Origin of the sequence: Rahnella laticis, assembly GCF_015644585.1 — a bacterium.
In the GTDB taxonomy this organism is placed as follows: domain Bacteria; phylum Pseudomonadota; class Gammaproteobacteria; order Enterobacterales; family Enterobacteriaceae; genus Rahnella; species Rahnella laticis.
The window spans coordinates 153,417-176,152 of the sequence record NZ_JADOBI010000009.1 but is presented as its reverse complement, the minus strand read 5'-3'; the positions used below and the strand labels follow the sequence as shown (position 1 = coordinate 176,152).

The 22,736-nt window shown below is 53.3% G+C and carries 22 protein-coding genes; 6 read left to right on the top strand and 16 right to left on the bottom strand.

The window, feature by feature from the left end; genetic code table 11:
* Positions 1–65: 65 nt before the first annotated feature.
* The 6 genes from glnB to IV433_RS19085 all read right to left on the bottom strand — a co-directional run bounded on the left by glnB (position 66) and on the right by IV433_RS19085 (position 7,214).
* Positions 66–404: a nitrogen regulatory protein P-II gene (glnB, locus tag IV433_RS19110; RefSeq protein WP_013574351.1), complete on the bottom strand. Its 339-nt coding sequence runs from the start codon at positions 402–404 to the stop codon at positions 66–68.
* Positions 405–557: 153 nt separating this feature from the next.
* Positions 558–1,895: a two-component system response regulator GlrR gene (glrR, locus tag IV433_RS19105; RefSeq protein ID WP_195815489.1), complete on the bottom strand. Its 1,338-nt coding sequence runs from the start codon at positions 1,893–1,895 to the stop codon at positions 558–560.
* A complete protein-coding gene (gene qseG, locus IV433_RS19100; RefSeq protein WP_229893530.1) occupies positions 1,892–2,668 on the bottom strand; it encodes a two-component system QseEF-associated lipoprotein QseG in 777 nt (258 codons plus the stop codon). Before qseG ends, glrR begins: the two co-directional genes overlap by 4 nt.
* A 31-nt stretch (positions 2,669–2,699) precedes the next feature.
* The gene (locus IV433_RS19095) at positions 2,700–4,136 is read right to left on the bottom strand and encodes a sensor histidine kinase (RefSeq protein WP_195815488.1); all 1,437 of its coding nucleotides are present in this window, start codon (positions 4,134–4,136) and stop codon (positions 2,700–2,702) included.
* A gap of 588 nt (positions 4,137–4,724) precedes the next feature.
* Positions 4,725–6,671 carry a penicillin-binding protein 2 gene (gene mrdA, locus IV433_RS19090; RefSeq protein ID WP_195815487.1) on the bottom strand — a complete coding sequence of 649 codons (1,947 nt, stop codon included), beginning with the start codon at positions 6,669–6,671 and terminating at the stop codon, positions 4,725–4,727.
* Positions 6,672–6,815: 144 nt separating this feature from the next.
* On the bottom strand, positions 6,816–7,214 hold the full coding sequence (locus IV433_RS19085) for a hypothetical protein (protein ID WP_229893528.1): 399 nt from the start codon (positions 7,212–7,214) through the stop codon (positions 6,816–6,818).
* Between the two features lie 374 nt (positions 7,215–7,588).
* Between IV433_RS19085 and IV433_RS19080 the strand changes: the two genes are divergently transcribed.
* The gene (locus IV433_RS19080; RefSeq protein ID WP_229893527.1) at positions 7,589–8,335 is read left to right on the top strand and encodes an alpha/beta fold hydrolase; all 747 of its coding nucleotides are present in this window, start codon (positions 7,589–7,591) and stop codon (positions 8,333–8,335) included.
* A gap of 7 nt (positions 8,336–8,342) precedes the next feature.
* Here IV433_RS19080 and IV433_RS19075 read toward each other — a convergent pair whose 3' ends face one another.
* From IV433_RS19075 to IV433_RS19050, 6 genes are all read right to left on the bottom strand, one after another.
* Positions 8,343–8,900, bottom strand: a complete 558-nt coding sequence (locus IV433_RS19075) for a DNA-binding protein (RefSeq protein WP_195815485.1) — start codon at positions 8,898–8,900, stop codon at positions 8,343–8,345.
* Between the two features lie 51 nt (positions 8,901–8,951).
* Positions 8,952–9,182 (bottom strand): hypothetical protein, encoded by a 231-nt coding sequence (locus tag IV433_RS19070; protein WP_195815484.1) that lies wholly within the window; start codon positions 9,180–9,182, stop codon positions 8,952–8,954.
* Positions 9,183–9,338: 156 nt separating this feature from the next.
* Positions 9,339–10,352: an ABC transporter substrate-binding protein gene (locus IV433_RS19065; RefSeq protein ID WP_195815483.1), complete on the bottom strand. Its 1,014-nt coding sequence runs from the start codon at positions 10,350–10,352 to the stop codon at positions 9,339–9,341.
* A 7-nt stretch (positions 10,353–10,359) separates the two neighbouring features.
* Entirely contained in the window at positions 10,360–12,492 is a 2,133-nt protein-coding gene (locus IV433_RS19060) for a TonB-dependent receptor (RefSeq protein WP_195815482.1), read from the bottom strand.
* Between the two features lie 14 nt (positions 12,493–12,506).
* Positions 12,507–13,268, bottom strand: a complete 762-nt coding sequence (locus IV433_RS19055; RefSeq protein WP_195815481.1) for an ABC transporter ATP-binding protein — start codon at positions 13,266–13,268, stop codon at positions 12,507–12,509.
* Positions 13,265–14,314 (bottom strand): FecCD family ABC transporter permease, encoded by a 1,050-nt coding sequence (locus tag IV433_RS19050; RefSeq protein ID WP_195815480.1) that lies wholly within the window; start codon positions 14,312–14,314, stop codon positions 13,265–13,267. Before IV433_RS19050 ends, IV433_RS19055 begins: the two co-directional genes overlap by 4 nt.
* A gap of 362 nt (positions 14,315–14,676) precedes the next feature.
* Between IV433_RS19050 and IV433_RS19045 the strand changes: the two genes are divergently transcribed.
* From IV433_RS19045 to IV433_RS19035, 3 genes are all read left to right on the top strand, one after another.
* Positions 14,677–15,927 (top strand): L-lactate MFS transporter, encoded by a 1,251-nt coding sequence (locus IV433_RS19045; protein ID WP_195815479.1) that lies wholly within the window; start codon positions 14,677–14,679, stop codon positions 15,925–15,927.
* A gap of 135 nt (positions 15,928–16,062) precedes the next feature.
* Positions 16,063–16,266: a hypothetical protein gene (locus IV433_RS19040; protein ID WP_195815478.1), complete on the top strand. Its 204-nt coding sequence runs from the start codon at positions 16,063–16,065 to the stop codon at positions 16,264–16,266.
* Between the two features lie 473 nt (positions 16,267–16,739).
* The gene (locus IV433_RS19035) at positions 16,740–16,877 is read left to right on the top strand and encodes a hypothetical protein (protein ID WP_165058520.1); all 138 of its coding nucleotides are present in this window, start codon (positions 16,740–16,742) and stop codon (positions 16,875–16,877) included.
* A 640-nt stretch (positions 16,878–17,517) separates the two neighbouring features.
* On the opposite strand, the gene cspE is transcribed toward IV433_RS19035, so the two are convergent.
* Both cspE and IV433_RS19025 read right to left on the bottom strand, forming a co-directional pair.
* A complete protein-coding gene (gene cspE, locus IV433_RS19030) occupies positions 17,518–17,730 on the bottom strand; it encodes a transcription antiterminator/RNA stability regulator CspE (RefSeq protein WP_101076387.1) in 213 nt (70 codons plus the stop codon).
* Between the two features lie 365 nt (positions 17,731–18,095).
* On the bottom strand, positions 18,096–19,166 hold the full coding sequence (locus IV433_RS19025; protein ID WP_195815521.1) for a DUF1615 domain-containing protein: 1,071 nt from the start codon (positions 19,164–19,166) through the stop codon (positions 18,096–18,098).
* A 169-nt stretch (positions 19,167–19,335) separates the two neighbouring features.
* On the opposite strand from IV433_RS19025, the gene IV433_RS19020 reads away from it, so the two are divergent.
* A complete protein-coding gene (locus tag IV433_RS19020; protein ID WP_195815477.1) occupies positions 19,336–20,049 on the top strand; it encodes a DUF3053 domain-containing protein in 714 nt (237 codons plus the stop codon).
* Between the two features lie 90 nt (positions 20,050–20,139).
* A complete protein-coding gene (locus IV433_RS19015; RefSeq protein WP_165058524.1) occupies positions 20,140–20,412 on the top strand; it encodes a hypothetical protein in 273 nt (90 codons plus the stop codon).
* Between the two features lie 76 nt (positions 20,413–20,488).
* Here IV433_RS19015 and IV433_RS19010 read toward each other — a convergent pair whose 3' ends face one another.
* Both IV433_RS19010 and IV433_RS19005 read right to left on the bottom strand, forming a co-directional pair.
* On the bottom strand, positions 20,489–22,051 hold the full coding sequence (locus IV433_RS19010; RefSeq protein ID WP_195815476.1) for a sensor domain-containing diguanylate cyclase: 1,563 nt from the start codon (positions 22,049–22,051) through the stop codon (positions 20,489–20,491).
* A gap of 138 nt (positions 22,052–22,189) precedes the next feature.
* A complete protein-coding gene (locus tag IV433_RS19005) occupies positions 22,190–22,669 on the bottom strand; it encodes a 2TM domain-containing protein (protein ID WP_195815475.1) in 480 nt (159 codons plus the stop codon).
* Positions 22,670–22,736: the final 67 nt, after the last annotated feature.

Here is a 22,736-nt window from a genome sequence, read left to right as displayed (position 1 = left end):
CCCGCGCTGAAAAGCAAAAAGGCTGACGCAATGTCAGCCTTTTCTGTTTCAGACTCTGAATGAAATCAGATAGCCTCTTCGTCCTGCTCGCCGGTGCGGATGCGGACTACGCGCGCCACGTCGAACACGAAGATTTTGCCGTCGCCGATTTTGCCGGTCTGCGCGGTGGTCATGATAGTTTCAACACAGGTATCCACGATGTCATCTGCCACAACAATCTCGATTTTTACTTTTGGCAGGAAATCGACCATGTATTCCGCACCGCGGTACAATTCGGTATGACCTTTCTGACGGCCAAAACCCTTCACTTCGGTCACGGTCATCCCGGTGATCCCAACTTCAGCCAGTGCTTCGCGGACGTCGTCGAGTTTGAATGGCTTGATAATCGCATCAATCTTTTTCATGGCGGACCCTTATAATCATTCGTTTGCTCTCCGCCTTCCTGAGCGGCAGCATGGTTCACAGTCTGGTTTCGGATGCCGGAGCATGCGAAGGCGCTAAAGGTATCATAGTTCAGCGGCAGGAATGTACCCGATGCCGCTGAAAGTAAATTCCCGTTACTCTTTAAAATCCGTAGCTTCCAGCTCATGGCGGGAAAGCAACTTGTAAAATTCGGTGCGGTTACGCCCGGCGATACGCGCCGCCTGCGTCACATTGCCTTTGGTTATCTGCAAAAGCTTACGCAAATAATTCAGCTCGAACTGGTTTCGCGCATCGGCAAAGGTCGGCAGCGCGGTGTTCTCGCCTTCCAGCGCCTGCTGCACCAGCGCTTCGCTGATGACCGGCGCAGAAGTCAGCGCCACACATTGCTCAATCACGTTCACCAGCTGGCGCACATTGCCCGGCCAGCTCGCCGCCATCAGCCGTTTTAGCGCATCGGTGGAAAAACTGCGGACAAACGGCTTGTGCCGCTGCGCCGCCACGCGAAGCAGATGGTTTGCAAGCAGCGGAATGTCTTCCGCCCTTTCGCTCAGCGTCGGCAATTTCAGGCTCACGACATTCAGACGATAAAACAGATCTTCGCGGAACTCGCCTTTCTCCATCGCTTTCGGCAAATCACGGTGCGTGGCAGAAATAATCCGCACATCGACGTCGATATCCTGATTGCTGCCCAGCGGACGAACTTTGCGCTCCTGCAAAACGCGCAACAGTTTTACCTGCAATGACAGCGGCATGTCGCCGATTTCATCGAGGAACAACGTTCCGCCATTCGCCGCCTGGAACAGCCCTTCACGGCTGCTGACCGCGCCGGTAAACGCGCCTTTGGCGTGGCCGAATAATTCAGATTCCAGCAACTGTTCCGGCAACGCGCCGCAGTTAATGGCGATAAACGCGTTCTTTCCGCGCGGGCTGGCACCGTGGATCGCCTGCGCCAGCACTTCTTTACCCGTGCCGCTCTGGCCGTTAATCAGCACGCTGACGTCAGACTGCGCGACCATATTGGCCTGCTCCAGCAAACGCAACATCAGCGGGCTGCGGGTCACAATCGACTCGCGCCAGCTTTCATCCACCGACGGGCTGGACTGCGCCAGCGCTTCATCAATGGCTTTATACAGCGCATCGCGGTCAACCGGTTTGGTGAGAAACCCGAAAACGCCCTGCTGCGTGGCGGCAACCGCGTCGGGAATTGAGCCGTGCGCCGTCAGAATAATGACCGGCATTCCCGGCTGGAATTTCTGGATCTCAGCAAAAAGCGCCATGCCATCCATTTCATCCATACGTAAATCGCTCAGCACCAGATCGATTCGATCACGGTGCAATACGCGCAACGCTTCTGCCCCGCTTTCGGCGGTTGTGACACGAAAACCTTCACTGGTCAGACGCATGCCCAGCAGCTTTAACAGGCTGGGATCGTCGTCCACCAGCAATAAACTGGCTGCTTTACGTATCGTCATTTTGCGTTCGATTCCTTTTGAGGCGGCACGTAGGTTTCTGCCGGTTTCACCGTGGATCCGGTGGCCGGTTTTGACGACGAGGTCGCGTCGTTGTCCGGCAGATCGCCCTGGATCTGCTTACGCGAGGAAAGCTGACGCTCGATATCGGTCAGGTTTTCCAGCTTGCGGCGGGTATCGGCTAAATTATTTTCCAGCACCAGCTGTTCGGCAGTCATCTGCTGAAGTTTGTCTTCATTAACGGCCTGCTGGCGTGCGTTGCGGGCTTTTTCATCGCCGAGCACAACTTGCAGATTCTGACGCTCACGCCACAGCTGCACCAGCGGACGAATGGATCCCGGCATCTGGCCGCGGAATTCGCTCACTTTGGCCAGCAATGCGCGGCGCTGTTGTTGATCCGGTTCAGCGCCCGACAGCAGGATGCTTTGTTTGAATGCCTGCTGCCAGTGGGTCGCCGAAATCTGCTGCGCCTGGAAACGCGCCTGCGCATCGCTCATGCGATCGGCGCAATCCATCGCCCGCAGCCAGTACAGCGAGTTGGTCATCGCTTCGCTGTCATCAAGCGTCCACAGGGTTTCGCAGGGTGCGATGCGGAAGTCGATTACTTTGCTGTCAGGGACAATCTGGTCGGAAACTTGCTGGTAATAACGGTTATCGGCGGAATGTGGCACACAGCCCGCCAGCGCCAGTGGCGCACTCAGAAGGAAAACCCGGCGGCGAGCCACGGCGCGCACCAGACGGGAAACGAATTTCGACATAAAGGTTAATGCGTTCATTGGCCGCACCAGCCTGCAAATAGGATCATTATCAATTTTTCTCAGCCGTCAGGGGCAATTCAATGCGAAAACACACGTCCGCATCTTCAACGGCAACCAGTTGCAGCTCTCCATGCATGCGGCGAATGCAGTCCTGAGCAATGCTCAATCCCAGACCGCTGCCTTTTACAGCCCCTTTTCGTTGCTGGCTACCCTGGTAAAAAGGTTCAAAAATCATCGCGCGCTCGGCTTCGGGGATCGGGGTTCCGGTGTTTGCCACCTCAATAACCACCCGCCCTGCTTCTTCCCGGCTGCGGACCCAAATAGTACCGGATTCAGCCCCGTAGTGCACCGCATTGGAATAGAGATTATCCAGCACGCGCTTAAGCAGTGTCGGTTCCGCCAGACATTGTGGCGCTTCGATAGCGACTTCGCTGCGGATCTTCTTGGCGCGCGCGGGCAGGCTGTTGGCTATCACAACATCATTCACTAAGATTTTCAGATCGACAGCCACGCTCAGCGCGGGCGCATCCGCCAGTTTGCGGTTGTAATCGAGCAGTTGCTCGATGAGCGTTTGCAGGTGACGGCTGCTGCTGTTAAGTATCGCCACTACGTCTTTCTGATCCGGCGTCAGCGGCCCGGCGACTTCATCGGCCAGCAGCTCCGTGCCTTCGCGCATGCTGGCGAGCGGCGTTTTGAGTTCATGGGAAATGTGACGTAGAAATTCGTGGCGCTGTGATTCCAGCCACGCCAGGCGTTCACTCAGCCAGACGATACGCTGCACCAGAGAACGGATTTCGCGCGGGCCTTTAAACCGCGTGACGTCCCCCAGATTACGCCCTTCGCCCAGCCGGTTGATCATTCTCTCCACGCCTTTCACCGGCCCGATAATCATGCGGGTAAACAGCACCACCAGCGCGCCGCTGAGCAGAAACAGCACCAGCGCCTGCCAGCCAAAGAACTGGCCGCGTTCGGCAATCGCACGCTGAAGTTGCTGGCCGCGGGAAAAGACCACTTCACGGGTCGCCTGAACCATTTCGGCATTCGTGCGTGAGAAGTTTTCCAGCCGCGCGGAAGCGTCATTATCCGGTGCGTTATTACGACAGGTAGGTTCGGTCAGTTGCGTCAGCAACGTGCGCAGCGTCTGGTAATAACGTAAATCCGGCAGGACAGAAGCGTGCGCATCCAGCAACTGCGAATATTGTTTATGCTGATTCTGATAAAGGCGGGAAAGCGTCGGATCGTCGAGAACGCAATACTGGCGATAGCTGCGTTCCATTTCCAGCGCGATGCTGGACATGGATTCGCTGCGACGCGCATCGCTTAATGTCGTGCGGTTAATGTGTGCCGCCTGTCGGCTGAGCTGGTCAAGGCTGTCATAAGCCTGCCAGGCCAGCACCAGTAACGGCAACAGGACTAACAGGAACGCCATCAATACCAGCTGGCGTAAAGAACCGGGGAATAAACGTCCTCTTTTCAACGCATTCATCTCATTTTCCGCAGATAAACCATGCTAACTGACAACGGTTTGAACAGCCAGTGTGTCACGGAGATAGTGAAAGAGGATTTGAAAGAAACAGGAAGTATTCGAAGGAGTGGTGTTGCTGGATATCCTGATGGATATCCAGCAAACCGGAAGAGGTGGTGCCTCACTCAACGTGTCGTTCGATGTTTGATAACGTGCTTGCGCAACGATTATCGGTCGGGTGAACGATAGGCACCGTTTCTTTGGCGTCATTCGGGCATTATGAGCATATCAACGCTTTCGCGTGTGCAAGTCATAATCAGGTGAATGAGCAACTGCCAGAATATAGCACAAACCGTGCCAGTTATAACATATAAATTACATTGCACTGATAAATAACAACTTTTATTTATCAGTGCAGATCTCATTCAAAAAATGGCTGCGATCTCTGCATAAAAATCACGCTTGCTGTCGTCATTTCCCAACATGTTTTTTACTTAAATATAAAGTTGTTTTTAATCAGCTGCTTAAATGTCTCCAAATGACGACACACCAAACCGCATCTGTCGCCATTTAATGACATCACGTTATCAGTGATTTATTAAGAGCCTGTCAGTGCTCGCTGAACCCCAGTGAATTCGGGGTGGGTACCGGTTGTTCACAGTCTGCCGGATTGTCTGCTTTCGCCGGGTCACACATCGTGGCCTGCGGTGGCAGGAAGATATGGTCAAGAATGGCACGCGCCGTCGGCCCGGCGACCACGCCATCGCCCCCGCCATTTTCCATAATCAGCGCCATCACCACCGTCGGATGTTTATAGGGCGCAAATGCTGTATAGAAAATATGGTCACGCAAGCGGACAGGCGTCATTTTAGCGTTATAGACCTGATTCTCGCGCAGGCTGAATACCTGAGACGTCCCTGATTTCGCGGCTATCTGATAAGGCGCGGTATGGAAGAGTTTATAACCGGTACCGTTCGGGAAATTCGCCATTCCGAACATACCGTTCTTCACTATTCCCCAGATTGGCGATTTGCCATCGGCAATTTGCTGCGTCGGCGGCATTTTATAGGGCGTGATCACTTTGCCGCTTTTTGAAGAATAGAGCAGATGCGGCGTTTCGAGTTTGCCGTTATTCACCAGCGCGCTGAGCGCACGCACCATCTGGATTGGCGTCGCAACCCAATAACCCTGGCCGATGCCCACCGAAACGGTATCCCCCTGATACCAGCCTTTTTTATGAACCTTCATCTTCCATTCGCGGCTTGGCAGAACGCCATTATATTGCTCGTCGAGATCGATGCCGGTGGACTGCCCGTAACCGAACTTGCTCAGCCAGGTATGAATGCGGTCGATGCCCATTTCATATGCCACCTGATAGAAGAACGTATCGGCGGATTCTTCAATAGCTTTGGTGACATTCAGCAAGCCGTGGCCGGTTTTCAGCCAGTCACGGTAATGACGCTCGGTGCCCGGCAGTGTCCAGGTCGGTGCGCCGAAGAAAGTGGTTTGCGGTGTAATCACCCCTTCAAATAAGGCAGACGTTGCCATGAACGGTTTCACCGTCGAGGCCGGAGGATACAACCCCTGCGTCACGCGGTTAATCAGTGGCAGATCCGGGTTTTTCAGCAACGCGCTGTATTCCTTACTGGAAATTCCGTTCACAAACGGATTCGGATCATAACTCGGGCTCGACACCATCGCTTTGATGCCACCATCCCGCGGATCCATCACAACTACGGCGGCGCGCTGCCCTTTCAGAACTTTTTCGATGTACTGCTGTAAACCAAGATCCAGCGTCAGGTAGATATTTTGCCCGGCCTGCGGTGGCACTTCTTTGAGAAGGCGCACGACGTGCCCGTGGTTATCCACTTCCACTTCCTGATAACCCGTGCGGCCATGCAGAATATTCTCGTAATACTTTTCAACGCCCTGCTTACCGATATCGTGGTCAGCCGCGTAGTTCTCCGAGATCCCTTCTTCATCGAGACGTTTCGCGTCTTTATCGTTGATTTTCGACACATAACCGACGACATGCGCCAGCTCCGCACCGTACGGATAACGCCGCTGCTGATAAGTGCTGATGGAAACACCGGGGAAATCAAACTGGTTCACCGAAAAACGGGCGACTTCGACGTCAGTCAGCGCCAGTTTTAACGGGATCTGCGCAAAGTGACGGCCATGGATCATCGCGTCATGGAAGCTGTCCAGATCGTCCTGCGTCAGATCGACAATGGGTTTCAGGGCATTCAGGGTCGCTTTGAGATCCGGCATTTTACCGGGGATCACCTGAATCTGGTAAAGCGTAATATTTTGCGCCAGCACCACGCCATTGCGGTCCATGATCAGCCCGCGGCTCGGGGCGATCGGCAGCATTTTGATGTCATTCTGATTCGAGCGGGTCTGGTAAAAATCATGCATTCCGACCTGCAGATGATACAGATTGAAGACCAGAGCAGCAGACATTAAGGCCACAACCAGAAACGCGATCACGGCGCGACGAACGAAAAGGACGGACTCGGCGGTATGGTCGCGGATTTCGTCGTTAAGTAAGGCCATAAGCGGGCAAATACCTTTATTGTCTGCTTCTTGAAGCGGGAGAAAAAAAGAAAAATTCGGGGCTGGAAAAGTGCGCAAGGATAGCCCGTCGGGAAACGGGCGACTATAAGAAGTGTGCTAATGAAGTGGCAGGAGTGTTTCTATTTATTTCGCTGTATTCACCTTGCAGTCGCCATACACATAACCTTCGGTTTGCGTCGCAACCACAAAGCTGTCTTTTACGTGGATATACATCAGGTTATCCTGCGCACCGGCTTTCATCGGCTGATTGTCTTTACCGATAATGTCCGTCAGTTCCGGGCTGGTCACCATTTTGCTGCCGTCCGGAGAAAAGCTGAACGTATTCCCGGCGTCATAAACACGCGCATCTTTATTCACCACTTCAGAAACATCATTGCCATCATCGGACTGCGTATGATGCGTTAAAACACATTGATACTGCGTAACAGCCGATGCTGAAAACGACGCCAGCGCCAAGACAACCGCCACACAACCGCCTAACCTGACCATCAGATAAATCCATAAAGTGAGCAAGAGTTCCATGCTATCACTTGGCTGCCCGATGAAAAGAGCCCGCAAAAGATATTTTCACGGGCTAAATACTTTAAGGCAAATTCGGGACTGTACGCGGTTTGATCGGCGATTATTTAGACAAAGCTGAAGCTTCACACAGATGTTCTGCTGACGGTTATCGCTACTGCAACCCTGCCGGAAGGGGGTGGGAATATTCCAAAATTTAACTGAAACAGAAATCTGATAAATGAATGCGTGAGCACTTCGCAGCAAAACTGATGGCTTTGTTCGTTTACTTGTTTTTTGTACTGCTGCCCAGAAAAATCCTGCCTATAATCCGCAGATTGCACTTGAGCAGTTAACAAAGGATTGAGATGAAATCTTTCAAAGTACCCGGAACGGAAATGATCTTACGTTTCCATGAGTTGTCAGGTCTGGGCGTTCCGCTGGTCTTTATCCACGGCCTGGGATGCGCGGCATCCTGCGATTTCCCACGCGTCGCGACCGATGCATCACTGCGCCCGCGCCGTTCGTTCCTGCTGGATTTAGCCGGTTCCGGTTTCAGTGATAAACCACAGGATTTCAGCTACAGCCTGCAGGATCACACGCTGTGCATCATCGCATTACTGGAAAGCCTCGGGGTGCCGCAGGTGAATTTAATCGGCCACAGCATGGGCGGCAGTATTGCCATCATGGTGGCGGCGCAGCGACCTGACCTGATTCAGCGCCTGATTGTTGCCGAGCCGAATCTCGATGCAGGCGGCGGAATATTCAGTCGTGCGGTCGCCGAATATTCAGAAGAAGACTATCTGGCTAAAGGCCACGCGCATCTGATTAATGTCGCCGTACGCAGCAATGATCCTGTCTGGGCAGGATCGATGAGCGTGGCGTCTCCGCTGGCCATTCACCGGCAAGCCGTCGGGCTGGTCAATGGCGAAGCGACGTCGTGGCGCGAACAGCTCTATAACCTGGAAATGCCGGCCACCGTTTTGTTTGGCGAGTTTTCACTGCCGGAACCTGATGTCGCGATTTTACCGCAGCATGGCGTGCATACCGCCGTGGTACCGCAGGCAGGCCATTCGATGATGTGGGAAAATCCCACCGGCGTCGCGGCAGCAATCAACGCGGCGCTGAATGCGGAAGTTTTATAAGGACGTATTACAAATCAGCCATTTCATTCTGATGCTCAAGCAGGTGTGCAAATTGCTTAACCTGTTTGGGCTCAGAAGAAGAACGTAACTGTAGCGCCAGATTGATATTTTCCAGGATGCAGGAACCTTCCACCCGAGGATCCCCGGCGGGTAATCTTCCCTCTGCAACCAGCCAGTCCACCACACTCTTCCAGCGCCAGAGCGGTGAGTTTCCTTTGAGCCGCTGAACAGGATTAGGGAAATTACGGGATCCGCGAGATCCGTCTTTCAATAATGCCACCGACTGGCGGGTCAGCCCGGTCAGCTCCGCAATATCGCTGAGCCCAACCAGCGTCGAATCGACCGACTCGACACGTGCATTCAGGCCCGCGGATTCAATATCCCGGATCGCCGTCAGCACCGCTTTCGCGAATGAAGTGCTTTCCCGGTCAAATTCCAGATAGACCGACGTTCCATAGAAAGAAATCAACGCGTCATCGCAGCCGCTCTCAAAGAGCGCATCTTCCAGTTTTTCTGTATCAGATGTAACGCCTGAAAGCGTCAGCGTGAAGTTAAAAGGTGCCACAAAACCTCGTTGTCCGGATAATTGCTAAAAAGGCGGTTTCCCGCCTTAGTGTTATGTCTTATCAGGAGAACAATGATCAACCCTTCTGATAATTTGCATGGCATGGTTTTCCGGATTTCGCGGGGTAGACCAGATGCTCATCATATGTTCGCGATGTGCAGGAATACCGCAACGAACCCGTCCGAAACAGTGTGAACTGCTGCCGCCAGCGACAAAATGCCAGCCTTTAGAAATGGCATATTCAACGGCTGCGTGAATATGCTTATTAGGATGCGCCTTCATTGGCCTCCTGTGGCTGTAGTATAATCACCCGTTGACATCCGTCAACAGCTATATGCATACGTCCTCATGCACGCCGGAAGTGTATCCCCGCATCAGGGGCGAAAACCTTGAAAAAATGACATCCGGAAAAATAAATATTCCTGCCTGATTTCGCCTTTAAAACTCTCCCGCGACAATCTTCTCCGCTTCCTCTGGCGTCAGCGGATAATCGAAGAACCGGCGGTAGAAATCCTGCGCCGCTTTCACAATATCCAGCGTCTGGAAAAGCTGCGGATGCAGTTTTTGTGCGACCCACTGGATCTGTAATGCCGTTTCCGTGCCGTAGCGATCCCACGGGAAAACGCCTGCCGGATTTCGCCACACACGCCCCGCTTTCACTGCATCCAGCAATGCAAACTGGCTGGCATAAGCGGAGGTTGAGATGTCCCCGGCGCTGGCCGCCAGAATGATCACATCCGGTTGCCACGCCAGCAGCTGCTCGGCAGAAACCGGCTGCATGTTGCCCTTCAGCCCTTCGGCGGCATTCCGGCCACCGGCGACGCGGATCCACTGGTCAATCAGCGTATCGCTGCCATCCACTTTCAGCGGATTAAGTGACTGAATGTGCAGCACCCGCGGGCGTTGCTGTTGGGTCAGATTTACCGTTTTTGCGCTGATGGCCTGAAGATTGTCGTCGAGATAATGAATGTAATCTCCGGCACGCTGCGCCGCCTGAGCCGTTCCCAACACCTGCGCGGTTGTGCGCAGGGAATGTTTCATTGAATCGAAATCGGTAAATTTCATTTCGACAACGGGTAAACCCGCCTGCCGCAAGGCCACTGCATCCCGGTTGCCTGCGCTGACAAACACCACATCCACTTTTTCCGCCAGCAAACTTTCGGCATTAAATGTTGTGCCTTTTACCAACAACGCCTGATTCAGCGAAGGCTGAACGCGGAACATCCACGGCTGGCTTTCCGGATGATTGACCGTCGCCACAATCTTGCCGCCCGCGCCCAGCGTCATCAGCAAAGAATGATGTGCGTACCAGGCGTCGGCGATCCGGTCAGTTTTCGCGGGCAGAATAACCTGATGCCCCGCGTCATCAGTCACTTCACGGATGGCGCTGTAGCCGCTCAGGCTTAACAGGCTCAGCGCACCCGCCAGAATCAAACGTGTCGGTAATTTCATTTTATCCTCAGAACTCGAGCTGCATGGAAACCTGCGCCATACGCGGTGCGCCCAGCTGGGCGGACGCATTGCCCGCGCCGCTGTAGCCGTTCAGGCCGCCCGGCACGATGTTGGTCCAGTAATGGCGGTTAGTCAGGTTGGTCAGGTCAAACCGGAACGTAGTGTTGGTATTGAACAGGCGCGTGCGGTAGCTGCTGCCGGCGTCAAAGACGGCGTAACTACCGACCCAGTTGTCGTTGGCATTGTCTGTCGGACGTTTGCCGACGTAATGCACATTGGTATCCAGATCCAGACCTTCGACGGCTGGCACACTCCAGACGGTCAGCAGGTTTGCAGTCACGCGGGATAACCCGACGATCTGTTTGTTATCGCTGGAAGAGGACGCCGTATCGCGCAGTTTCGGATCGAGGATCGTCACGCCGCCGTAAATATGCACGTCGCGGCTGACGTTGCCGTCGGCCATCAGCTCAAGGCCACGGTTACGCTGATTGCCGTCGTTGGCGAATTCGCCGTCTTCCAGCGTGTACGCAAACGGGCGATCAATCTGGAACAGCGCCGCTGACAGATTGGTCTTGCCGACGCGCAGTTTACTGCCGACTTCAATCTGTTTGCTGCGGTATGGCGCGGTGATTTGCCCGGCGTTGGTCGAGCCAGCCGGCGCCGTGTCGCCCTGCTGCAGGCTGTCAGCATAGGTTGTATAGAGCGTCAGATTTTCAACCGGCTTATACATCAGGCTGGCTGAACCGCTGAAACCGCTGTCGTTCGAATCGCTGGTGCGCTGACGGGTTTTGGCGTAGTTGGCAGAGGTGAGGAAACTTTCGCTGCCCGACACCAGCAGGCTCCATTTTGGCGAGAAGGTCAGCGTGTCGCCGACGGAAAACGCCTGCTGGGTGCTGGTTGCAGAGTGATAACGGTTAGAGAAGTCCGGATAGGTCGGTTCAGGGAAACTTTGCAGATTAGTAATGTTTCCGCTGCCCAGCGTCGCCGTTCCACCGTTGATCGGGTTATAGTTTTTCCACACAAAACCGCGCATACCAAAAGATAAATCATGCTGTAGCCAGCCGGTATTCACTGAACCGTTCAACGTCGCCATATAACTGTTGATCACAAAACGGGTCGCCGTGGCGCTGGATACCGTAGTTTTGTAATCCCCTTTATTGTTGACCAGCGTATTGGTCACCGCCGTCGACTGACGGTCAGCCACCTGATGCAGAAAACCGATATCAGACTGCCAGTTGCCATCAAAATCATGTTTAAGATGAGCGCTGTAAGTGCTGGTGTGGTTGTCATTCCCGGCATACGTTTGCCCCAGGTTACGCTGCGTCGGGTTCATGGCTTTCGGGAAGGCCACACCACTTGCCAGCGCAAACGTGCCCGGCAAGCCTTTATCCTCATAACGGTAATAGCTGAAATTGGTTTCCAGCACGGTTTGATCCGTCAACTGAAAATCCAGCGCCAGACTGGCAAGCTGACGTTTTTTGCGGCTGCCGGAGGTATAGCTGCCGCCCTGATCGTTGAGCAGATTCAGCCGGTAGCGGACACGTTCGCCATCATCAAGCGGACCGCTTAAATCCAGCGCCCCCAGACCGGAAATCCCGGTGCCCATTCCCAGCGTAATGCTGTTTTTAGTGGTATATCCCGGGCGTTTGGAAACGAAGTTAAACATCCCTGCCGGGTTTGCCGGGCCGTATAGCGATCCCGCCAGCCCGTTCAGCACTTCAATCTGCTGGAACTGCTCGACCGGATAATCTGTGGTGGAGACGACGTTCAGGCCGTCGATCATAGAATTTTGCACCACACTGCCCTGGATCCCGCGCGTCTGCGGACGGGCACCATCACCCTGTACGGACGGCAGATATTTATAAACGTCTTTGACGCTTTTTACCTGCTGGCGGGTAATGATACTTTCCGGCACAGAATGCACGGAGTACGGCGTATTCAGCACATCACGTTTGCCCAGAACGCCGACGGTCGCGGTTTGTGAATCTGAGGCCGAAGGGTCACCCGCCGCCGTTCCCGCATTTTTCGCATTGCCATTCACAGTTATCGTGTCGGACGTTACTGCGCCCAGCGCAGAACCTGCAGACAACAGAAGACCACAGGCGCCAGCCACTAACGGCGCTTTTATTTTTCTTTGCATTTGTAATCAATCCCTTAAGGAATAAAAAAACGATGTCCGCTGTTCAGGTCGATTTGTTGTACCTGTGCCTGATAAATGCGGGAAATCAGCGCGCTGTCCACGACATCGGGCGGCGCACCGTCGGCTATCAGCCGACCTTCATGCAGCACCAATGCCCGGCTGGCGGCCATCAGTGCGTGTTCGGGTTGATGTGTAATCATCAGCAACGTGTAGCCCTGCGAGGCGAGTGTTTTCAGTTGCGAAAGCAGATGCAGCTGATGGCCGTAATCAAGGCCATTCACCGGTTCATCAAGCAAAATCACCGGTGTGTCCTGCACTAATGCGCGGGTGATCAGCACGCGCTGGCGCTCACCGCCGGAAAGATGGGTGTAAATCCGCGAGGCCAGATGCGTAATACCGCTCTCTTCAAATGCATTTTCAACGCGGGAAATGTCCTGTGGCGAAGGGCTGCGAGCCAGGCCGTTCACCGGCAACCTGCCCTGCATCACGACCTGCCAGGCGGTAAACGGAAAATGCGGCTGATGATGTTGCGGCACATAAGCGATATGCCGGGCGATTTCACGGCGTTTCATGGTTTCCAGCGGTTTTCCCGCCAGCCGGAGACTGCCGCTTTCCGGTGATAACAGCCGCAAAAGCAGTTTCAGCAGCGTGCTTTTCCCGGCACCGTTAGCGCCGAGCAGCGCCACGCATTCCCCGGCATAAAGATTAAACGAGATATCGCTGAGCAGCGGGCGCTGAGGCAGTGAATAGCAGAGATTGCGGGCGGAGATAATCATAGCCAGCCCCGGCGGACGTATTTCAGCAAAGTAATAAACGCCAGCGCGCCGAGCAATTCGGTAATAATCCCCAGCGGGATTTCCCCCGGTGCCAGCGTGCGTGCCATCCCGTCACAGAGCAGCAAAAAACAGCCGCCGAGGCACACCGAAACCGGTAACAGCCAGACGTTACTCGCGCCCACCAGCAGCCGTGCCAGATGTGGGATCAGCAAACCGACCCAGCCGACCATGCCCGCAATGCTGACGGTCAGGGCAGATATCAGCGTCGCCAGCACGATAATGCCGTAGCGATAAAAACGAACCGGAATACCGAGGCTGTAGGCTTCATCTTCGCTGAGCGTCATGACGTCCAGCACCCGTCCGAACCCCGCGAGCAGCGCAATCGCGATAACCAGCACCGGCGCGGTCACCCATAGCGCGTGATTATCTACCGCACTCAGACTGCCCAACATCCAGTAAACAATGGTAGGCAGCTGATCCTGCGGATCGGCGACATATTTGACGATCGACAGCAATCCGGTGAACAACGCATTACTGATAATGCCGCCCAGAATCAGCATAAGAATGGACGGTGAAGCAAACAGGCTGGCAATCGCCACGCCCAGCATGACCGCCAGTAAACCGGCCACGCAGGCCAGCGCGGGGATCCACAAACCGTTCAGCCCGGCCACAATGCTGAGCGACGCACCAAACGCGCAGCCGCTCAGCACGCCGAGTAAACCGGGCGACACCAGAGGATTGCGGAATACGGCCTGATAAGCCGCGCCGGAAACGGATAAACCGGCACCGACCAGCACTGCAGCCAGAATGCGCGGCAGCCGAGAATCGAAAATGATGTTGTGCAACAGCCCATATCGCGGTGCTGATGCATCTGCGTGGAAAAAACCAATCAGCTCAGCAAATGAAATCGGATATCGGCCAATCGTCAGTGAATACATGATTCCGCCCAGTAACAGCAGCAGGCTGAGAATAAAAATCCGCGATGGCGTCAGAATACGGGCACGCTGAAAATGTGACGCGCCCGCCCGTTCCGCTGAAGAAGTCATTTAATTAGCACTGAAAGTAAAAAGTGGAAGTGCCGGAAGGGTACGACCAAATGACCGTGAGCACAACGTTATGTACCAAATGATACAACGAAAGGTTTGTAACAAAACTTGTGAGAATGCACGAAAAGGTTAATTGAAGGATTAGTGATCCAGATCAACTAAAATCCGCGCCCCGCAAGGGCTGCAGCCACGTTTTAAGTCCAATTTTAGGGCGTTTTTGGCGCAAAAATGGCGACTCATACCTCGTGAGATGCATTTCATTCCACAACTCATGCATCTCACGCCGCAAATGAACTGCGTTTATTCGCGGGGACTATCATAGCGACAGTTAATTGAATCTACTTCGCTCGGGAGAACCCGCTATGAGTGACAAATCTGGCATGCAGAACACCAACCGTACCCGCTGGCTGACACTGGTCGGTACCATTCTTACTCAGCTTGCTCTGGGTTCCGTTTACACCTGGAGCCTGTTCAACGGTCAGTTGTCCGAGAAGCTGGGCGAACCTATCAGCCGCGTGGCACTGACTTTCGGGATCCTGAGCCTGTGTCTGGCCCTCGCCTCTTCTGTCGCCGGTAAACTTCAGGAGCGTTTCGGTGTACGTACCGTGACCATCGCCGCCGGTTTACTGATGGCCGCCGGGTTCTTCCTGACCGCGCATTCTGACAATGTGATCATGTTGTACATCAGCGCCGGTGTGCTGGTCGGCCTGGCGGATGGCGCCGGTTACCTGCTGACACTGACCAACTGCGTAAAATGGTTCCCTGAACGTAAAGGTCTGATTTCTGCCTGTTCAATCGGGGCTTACGGTCTGGGCAGCCTGTTATTCAAATTCGTTTGCGGGCATTTACTGGCAACCGAAGGCCTGCAAAACACCTTCATGATTTGGGGTGGCGTGGCGATGGTGATGGTGATTGTTGGTGCGATGATGATGAAAGATGCGCCGAAACAGCAAACCGCCGATGTGACCCGCGAAGAAAACAGCCTGAACGACAACAGCAACGACAACCGAGATTTCACGCTGGCTGAAGCGGTGCGCGCTCCGCAATACTGGATGCTGGCGCTGATGTTCCTGACAGCCTGCATGAGCGGTTTGTACGTGATTGGTGTGGCAAAAGATATCGGCCAGAGCCTGGTTAAACTGGACGCACTGACCGCCGCGAACGCCGTAACCGTGATAGCGATTGCTAACCTGAGCGGCCGTCTGGTTCTGGGTGTTCTGTCTGACAAAATGCAGCGTATCCGCGTTATCTCCATCGCGCAGATTGTTTCCCTGGCCGGTATGAGCATGATGTTGTTCACCCACATGAACGAAACAATGTTCTTCATCTCCGTTGCCTGTGTGGCCTTCAGCTTCGGCGGCACCATCACCGTGTATCCTTCACTGGTCAGCGATTTCTTCGGCCTGAATAACATGACCAAAAACTACGGCCTGCTGTATCTCGGCTTCGGTATCGGCAGCATCTTCGCCTCTCTGGTGGCGTCTCTGTTCGGCGGCTTCGCGGTAACGTTCAGCATCATTACCGCACTATTGATCGTATCACTGGTTCTTTCTGCCACGATTCGCTTACCGAATAAATCAGAAGCCGGTCATAATACGCTCCAGCACGTGTAAAGCAGCAGCTGTACGCATCATAAATGATGAACGGGAGCATAATTTGCTCCCGTTTCTTATGAGTAAAGCATATAAAGCCGGCTGCTGATTCACGAAAACCCTATGAACAAATGTGAACAGACCGGACACCCGTTAATGAAACGCACCACCCTCGCTCTTTTCAGTCTTATGCTGGCGATGACCGCCATGAACAGTTTCGCCGTGTCTTACCCTTCCAGCGCACAGGAAGTGGCTTCTGAACTGAGCCGCAAAGCCAGCGAAAGCGGTTCCCGCCCGTCCACCACACTCGACTCCGGCGCGCACAGCAAACTGACTGCCCGCAGCGACTACCTGAAATAAGATCACAAAATCCGCCCGTACTCCGGTAAAGTGTCTAAAATTAGAACAGATAATTATCCATACGGATTATATGTTTGTTATAATCACGGCTCGAAACCGATCATTCGGGCGATTTATTCCGCAACACGCACAAGGAGTGTGAAATGAAGGCAACAGCATTTTGGTTAATCATGGCGGGCGGTTCTGTCGGAATCGGCTACGTGATGGCACTGATGATGGAACTTTTCTAATCCAGCAACGTTGAACACCACGGATAAATAAGGACATTTTATGGCATTTTACAGCCCCAAACGCATCATCCTCTACACCGCTGCGGCGATTGCGCTGCTGGTCATCGTCGGCCTGGTCACTTACTTCACCGTCGGCCACTTAGGCGCTTAACGCCTTTCCAAGGTTTTGCCCTGCCCGGTGGCGATACTTCGCGTATCGCCGCATAATTCTGCCATTCACTGTGACAAACGGAAGGGAAAATCATGACCTGGAAAGGATTAATGATTGTTGCTGCGGTTATTGTGCTGGCGAGTATCGGCTCTGAGTCTCTGATACAGAAGGGAATTGCGATGGCTGACGCCAAAATTGATCAGATCATTGGTCATTACGCAGACAAATAAGGCTTACATCTACTGGAGTAACATTACCGGACAATGACAAAACCATACACAGCGTTTGTTATCTTAAATCCATCAAATGTTGTGTGATGTTCCTGTGTTAAGTCCCTGTGTAATACCCCTGTAGAACCCTGTTATTTTGCCCGCCGTGTGCGGGCTTTTTTTTGGCTTTTTTTCAGGAAATTTTTAGATTTTGAAACACAGACACCGTAGCCAGTTCCCGAAATCATTTGGGTGGGATCAAGGCGGCAACGGAGCGAATCCCCGGGAGCATACAATAAGTAGGTGACTGGGGTGAGTGAAGGCAGCCAACGCAGAGCCAGCCCAAAGAATGAAGGGAATTTGCCGGTGCTTTCCCGGCTGTCACATTATGGCGTAAGCGTTCATCGTACACTCCAACATTACGCGGCCTGAGCGCGGCCTTGTCACAACAGAAAAAACGGCTAAATAAATAAAATAAGCGAACCGGCTTTTCTGTTGTGGCTCCCGAAATAATTTTGGAAGCTTTTAAATAATAAACCCCGGCGTTGGCCAGGGCTTATTTTTGTCATTATTCATGTCGATATTGAATTAATTATTCTGTCTGCTCCGGGTTATCCCATCTTCGCTATTGCAGAGTGATTACTTTCAATATCTGGCGACATTACAGAACGACAACGTTACCGGCTGATGGGCCTTTCTGACCTTGTTCGATGGTGAACTCAACGTTCTGACCTTCGTCCAGGGTTTTGAAATCATTGCTCTGGATTGCAGAGAAGTGAACGAACACGTCTTTGCTGCCGTCTGCAGGGCTGATGAAACCGAAACCTTTACCAGCGTCGAACCATTTTACTAAACCAGTCATTTTAGTAGACATAGGAAATACCTTCTTCGTTTTTATTTTATGATGCCATAGGGCAATAGAGGTCTGTTTTTATTTGAAATACTTATGGATGCATCAGAGAAGGAAATTCGTCGGAGAAAGGATTTGCTATATCACTTGAACCAGGAACTACTTTACTAAAATGTCTTACATAAATAGGTCTTAACTACAAACCGTTGACGCTATTTACACACAGGGGGATTTATTAAGCAAGCTTTTATTTCATCGCTATTATATTGACGCAATTTATATTCGTCGGGAAATAACGCGCAGCCCGCCGCTGACGGTGGCTACAGGCTGATGATAAAACATAAAGCCTGCCGGAAATCAGCAGGCTTTAAGATTATTCTCCCGGCGGATCACCCGGCAGATGCGCGTTTCATGCAATCCGCGCGGCGTCCGTCTACCCGTTTTGCGAACCACGCGGTGGTCAGCTTGCGGGTGATTTTCGGGCTTTCCAGCGTAATCCCCGGCAGCAACTCGCGGGGATTACGCTTACCGGTGGTTTTATCCGCCAGCGCATAAACCTGTTTGTACAAGCTGGTTTCCTCAAACTCCGGCTGCTCGCCCTTCTCCAGCGCTTTACGGATGGCGGAATGACTGATGTCCAGCCGCTTCGACAGCGTTCTCACCGCCAGCTCCGTGCCGCCCGGTTTATCGGTGCCGTAGTTAATCAGGTCACCGTCCAGCGCCAGCGGAATCCCCGTCACCTTGCTCACCGCGCTCTGGAAAGCCGCGTTCCGGCTGGCGTACCACCCGGCATTAAAATCAGCAAAACGGTACAGCGGCTGGGAATAACTGGCCGGATACCCCAGCAGATGCTTCACGCCGAAATAGACGCCACCGCGACGGCTGAACACTTCATTGCGGATTGTGCCGTCAATTTTATACGGATAGCCTTTGGCATGTTCTTCGGCAAACGCGATGCTGACCTGCATCGGCCCGCCGGTATGCACCGGATTCAGATTCCCGAACAACTTCTGCCCCATCGGCACCATGTTGATGAAATCATCAAAAATGGCGCTGAGCTGCTTCTCGGTTTTTACGTTATCCAGCCGTTCGCTGTAGGACTTTCCGTTAGGAGATTTAATTAGCAGCGCGGTGTGAACCAGGAAATTCGGCACATGAACCGCATCCGCGCGGCGATCGATTTCTTTCCACGCGATTTTTCCCAGCCCCGGCACCGGCGCATCGGAATTGAAATTTGATTCCTGCTGCGCCACCGCCAGCACCGAACAGATATTTTCCGTCGTCGCCGGAATACCCTGCGCGGTGAAAGCGGCGGTAATGTCCGTCGCCCAGCCTTTTCTGTCCGGTGCGGAAGACGGCATCAGCCGCACGATATCGGCTTTGACGTCACGGGGATTTTGCACCGGCGCTTCGGTTTTCTTTCCCGTTGTACATCCGGCGAGGATCATCACGGCCAGCATCACGGCAGATCGGTTAATTGAAAATCGCTTTGCGTTCAACGTTAAACATTCCCTGAATCAATGGCTTTGCCGAAGACGTTAACGAAGATATCGGCAACTATCTAGCAAAAAATAGCCTTTCTCAGTAAGGTTAGGATCCTGATAACGGAGCTTACGGAGCAAGGAATTTATGCACAACTCACACTTTAGCCGCGCATTTCTGATGCCTTTTATGCTGCTGATGATGATTTTTGTGGTCAGCGGGTGCGGCGACAAAGAACCGGCCCAGCGCAAAGCCTTCATGGATTTTCTCCAGTCCCGCATTCTGGACAAGCCGGTCTTAGCCGTCCCGCAACTGACGCAGGCACAAACCAAAGAGTTTGGGGATTACAGCAAAGATTACGCGATCATTACCGGCTTCCATCATCAGATGAATATCGAGCTGGATTCCTCGCTGGTGCCGGTTTTTGCCGGAATGAACGGCGTTAACAGTGTGAATAACCTGCTTGATCAACGCGACGACCTGAAAAAAATGGCCGACAGCAGCGCGAACTGGAAAGAGAAAATCGTGCTGCTCAAAACGCAGGCCGACACGCAGCACGCGGCGCTCAAGCAGCCGGACGATCTGAAAAAAGTGTACGACCAGGCGTATGAGAAAACGATAAGCAAACCGGCCGCCGTCACAGAACAGGTCTTTGATTTGCTGCCGCAGGTGCTCAACCTGATTGTGGCAAAAGCCGACTTCATCAAGAGTCAGGGCAAAAATGTCACCATTACCGGCAATCGCCTGCAATTTGCCAACCAGAAACAGCTGGATAAATACAACGCCATCCAGCAGCAGCTGGTACCGCTGAATGCGCAGCTGATGCAACTGAGCCGCCAGATGCAGCAAATGGTGCGTTAAACCGGCAGACATTCCCTTTGCCGCCGCAAGGCGGTTTTTTCATGCCGGTGCTTTTGCTATGGTGTGCGGCAATTAAATAAGGAGACACCCATGAACGACGAAACCCTGACCAAACGTGTAGACCAGCTTGAACGCGTAAACCGTGAACTGCTGGTGCAGATTTCCGCCATGCGTCTGCTGTTTGGCAGCGTGGGCAACGTGCTGAACGCCAGTCAGGAAAATGCCTTTACCGTGGCCGTCAATCAGGCGCTGGAAGCTAACCGTGCCGACGTCGCCAATCAGGCCGATCTGGACGACGCCTCGCGGAAATTCCGTGAAGATGTCTTCAAATGTGCAGAATCGTTGCTGCCTGGCAGCCGCTAAGCGATACGCAATAAAAAAGGCCAGGTCAAAAACCTGGCCTTTTTACAGTAACCTTACGACAACGCCCTTCAACACATTAACGGCTCACCACGCGGTTCCGCCCGTCATTTTTCGCCTGATACAATGCCTTGTCCGCCGATTTCAGCGCGCTGTCGATGTTCACTTTTGCGGGATTGAAATGGGTTACGCCCAGCGAAATCGTCACGTTACCGGCACCTTCAAAATTCTGCCCGGCGACCTGACGCCGCAACCGTTCCGCCAGCTGAACCGCACGTGTCAGCGAGGTGCCCGGCAGCAGCAACAGAAACTCTTCCCCGCCCATGCGGCACAGCAAATCGTCATCGCGCGAGTTTCCCAAAATAAGACGCGAAAGCTGCGTAATTACGCCATCCCCCACGTCATGGCCAAACGTATCGTTGATCATCTTAAAGTGATCGATATCGATTGTGATCACCCCGATCTGCGACTCCTCGCCGAGCAATTTATCCACCTGTTCATACAACCCGCGCCGGTTCAGCAGGCCGGTCATCGGGTCGGTATGCGCCTGCGTACTGAGCTTTTCAATACGCTGATGCAGCAGGCGGATACCCTGCAACATTACGCTTTTCAGCTTCGACGCTTCGTAATACCAGGCATTAATCTGCTGAATTTCTGCCGACACATCTTGTGAATCCATGGTGTCGGCTTTCGACGCGAGCTGGCGCAGCGGGCGGGAAATGTAGCGCGCCAGCAGCCAGATCCCGATAAACACCAGAAGCACAAATGGCAGGGTATAAATCAGAACCTGCAACATCACGTGGTACAACAACATGACGTCGGCGCGCGCCGGATGCAGCACCAGCACAGTCCAGCCCGCAACTTCCATCGTGGAGAACCCGGCCAGAGAATCTTCTCCCTGCAAATTTTTCATGTGCAGGAAACCCTGATCGCGGCCTTCGAGCAGCGCTTTGTTCACGTTTCCCTGCGGCGCACTTTCCGTCCAGCCGTCAGCGGCGCGGTACAACACGTCGCCTTCGTTGTCGATCACGTAGATATACGCATCTTTGCGGTAATTCCGGGCGTTGATCAGCGAATCAATAATACCGCCCTGATGCAGGGTAATTTCCGCCACCAGATAGCCAAGATACTTTCCCCGCGCATTACGGATCGGTACGGACATGGCAATAATGTGATTGTTTTGTGCGGTGCGGAAAGGAGAACTGATCACCGGATTTTGCGTGGCCAGCGCCTGCGTGTTGGCGTCTGATACCAGCCTGAGACCGGTCATATTGGCGGAGTTTCTCGACGCCGCGCGAACCACGCCGGATTTGTCCACCACCAGCACAGAGCTGTAGCGCTTGCTCTGGATTTGCAAACGATCCGCTTCTTCGGCGACGGCGTAAAGATTATCGAACTCTTCACCCAGCAAACCGGCGCTGAAGATCAGCTGCTTTTGCGCCGCATTGAAGAAAAGATCCGCCGTCAGGGAAAGCCGCGCCGCGTAGGACTGACTGGCGCGCAGCGAGGAATCGATAAGAAGTTTTCTCTCGACCTGAAAAATTGCCAGATAGCTGCTGAGCAAAATGATGAGCGTACTCACCAGAGCCAGAAGCAATATCAGTCGTTTAAGATTAAATGCAAACCGCCGGGGCTGATCCATTCTCTGTCCGTTGAGCTGATGACCATGAATACTACAGAGGATAGCAGCATGTTCAGCCGGAAATTTGATATGTCTCAGTCAGGGCGGTCTTCTTTGAATTTGCAGACAGCAATCTGTCCTAATTATGACACCCGCACATCACGGCTTGCGGATCAGTTTCTGTAAACGCGCTTTCTGCCAGCGTTCGACGGAGCCGCGAAACACAAAAATCCCCAGTCCGCGGATCAGCAAAATACCGCCCCAGATACACAGCGGCCAGACGAACCAGAGGGTATCGGGCGAGGTGTAATGATTAATTGCAAACAAACCGATATTAATCACCGCCCAGAAGACCACCGAACGGTAAAACCCGCTTTCTTCCTCAACCTGCTTTCTGGCTTTTTCGATTTGATCGTCCAACGCCTGTTCGGGCGTCGCCCCAAATTGCGGATCGTTTTCTGTCAGTTCTGAGACCTTGATATCGAACGCTGCCGCAATCGCCCCGAGCGTTTCAAGACTCGCCTGTTCACCGTTTTCGATACGCTGAACGGTGCGCACGCTGAGTGAAGAAAGTTCTGCCAGCTGTTCCTGCGACCACGCGCGGGAGATCCTGAGTTGTCTGATTTTGCTCTGATTCATATTCTTACCTTTCAGTGAATGTTGAACACAGAAACAGCATGCAATACGTGACCGGCGACCAACACGT

Coding starts and splice junctions, on each gene's coding strand:
- glnB (WP_013574351.1), bottom strand. CDS start 404: ATGAAAAAGATTGATGCGATTATCAAGCCATTCAAACTCGACGACGTC.
- glrR (WP_195815489.1), bottom strand. CDS start 1,895: ATGACGATACGTAAAGCAGCCAGTTTATTGCTGGTGGACGACGATCCC.
- qseG (WP_229893530.1), bottom strand. CDS start 2,668: ATGAACGCATTAACCTTTATGTCGAAATTCGTTTCCCGTCTGGTGCGC.
- IV433_RS19095 (WP_195815488.1), bottom strand. CDS start 4,136: ATGAATGCGTTGAAAAGAGGACGTTTATTCCCCGGTTCTTTACGCCAG.
- mrdA (WP_195815487.1), bottom strand. CDS start 6,671: ATGGCCTTACTTAACGACGAAATCCGCGACCATACCGCCGAGTCCGTC.
- IV433_RS19085 (WP_229893528.1), bottom strand. CDS start 7,214: ATGGAACTCTTGCTCACTTTATGGATTTATCTGATGGTCAGGTTAGGC.
- IV433_RS19080 (WP_229893527.1), top strand. CDS start 7,589: ATGATCTTACGTTTCCATGAGTTGTCAGGTCTGGGCGTTCCGCTGGTC.
- IV433_RS19070 (WP_195815484.1), bottom strand. CDS start 9,182: ATGAAGGCGCATCCTAATAAGCATATTCACGCAGCCGTTGAATATGCC.
- IV433_RS19065 (WP_195815483.1), bottom strand. CDS start 10,352: ATGAAATTACCGACACGTTTGATTCTGGCGGGTGCGCTGAGCCTGTTA.
- IV433_RS19060 (WP_195815482.1), bottom strand. CDS start 12,492: ATGCAAAGAAAAATAAAAGCGCCGTTAGTGGCTGGCGCCTGTGGTCTT.
- IV433_RS19055 (WP_195815481.1), bottom strand. CDS start 13,268: ATGATTATCTCCGCCCGCAATCTCTGCTATTCACTGCCTCAGCGCCCG.
- IV433_RS19050 (WP_195815480.1), bottom strand. CDS start 14,314: ATGACTTCTTCAGCGGAACGGGCGGGCGCGTCACATTTTCAGCGTGCC.
- IV433_RS19045 (WP_195815479.1), top strand. CDS start 14,677: ATGAGTGACAAATCTGGCATGCAGAACACCAACCGTACCCGCTGGCTG.
- IV433_RS19040 (WP_195815478.1), top strand. CDS start 16,063: ATGAAACGCACCACCCTCGCTCTTTTCAGTCTTATGCTGGCGATGACC.
- IV433_RS19035 (WP_165058520.1), top strand. CDS start 16,740: ATGACCTGGAAAGGATTAATGATTGTTGCTGCGGTTATTGTGCTGGCG.
- cspE (WP_101076387.1), bottom strand. CDS start 17,730: ATGTCTACTAAAATGACTGGTTTAGTAAAATGGTTCGACGCTGGTAAA.
- IV433_RS19025 (WP_195815521.1), bottom strand. CDS start 19,166: ATGCTGGCCGTGATGATCCTCGCCGGATGTACAACGGGAAAGAAAACC.
- IV433_RS19020 (WP_195815477.1), top strand. CDS start 19,336: ATGCACAACTCACACTTTAGCCGCGCATTTCTGATGCCTTTTATGCTG.
- IV433_RS19015 (WP_165058524.1), top strand. CDS start 20,140: ATGAACGACGAAACCCTGACCAAACGTGTAGACCAGCTTGAACGCGTA.
- IV433_RS19010 (WP_195815476.1), bottom strand. CDS start 22,051: ATGGATCAGCCCCGGCGGTTTGCATTTAATCTTAAACGACTGATATTG.
- IV433_RS19005 (WP_195815475.1), bottom strand. CDS start 22,669: ATGAATCAGAGCAAAATCAGACAACTCAGGATCTCCCGCGCGTGGTCG.